1 protein-coding gene is annotated in these 437 nt (G+C 62.0%); it reads right to left on the bottom strand.

All coding sequences use genetic code 11. From position 1 onward, the window contains the following. Positions 1 to 437, bottom strand: a 437-nt coding sequence (locus tag AAEY83_RS12910; protein WP_351059310.1) for a hypothetical protein, incomplete at both ends; no start/stop codon positions are given.

Raw genomic sequence — 437 nt, 5'->3', positions numbered from 1 at the left:
GCCATCGGCCGGGTCCACGCGCTGACCTGATCCAGCGCCACCAGCGTGCCGGTGCGCCCCGCCTCATAGCCGTGCAGATCAGTCAGATCGAGCGCCAGTTCGGCGAAAGCAACACCGTCCAGATATTCGCCATAACGGTCGGCGATCATCACGCCGTACCAGGCGAAACCGTAGCCGCTGCTCGGCGTGGTGCCATGGAGCAAAGTCAGTTCGACCATCTTCGCCAGGTGCAAAAAAGCAATGTCGTCCTGCACGAAGAACGAGGCGATCAGCGTGCTCAGCAGCTCCATGGCCACTTCGATTCGCGGCTCGTTGGCTTTGGGCAACGCCGTCAACTCAGCGATCCGTCGCGCACCGACCAATTGCCGAACCCGTTCGAACGCTTCGCCCAGTTGCGCCTTCGAGGGTTGTCGCTGCAGGTCAATGTCGAGCAACGC

It is taken from the genome of Psychrobacter sp. TB20-MNA-CIBAN-0197 (genome assembly GCF_040309765.1).
GTDB classification, from domain to species: Bacteria; Pseudomonadota; Gammaproteobacteria; order Pseudomonadales; family Moraxellaceae; genus Psychrobacter; species Psychrobacter submarinus.
The sequence above is the reverse complement of the archived record's forward strand: the minus strand, read 5'-3'. Positions and strand labels throughout refer to the sequence as shown.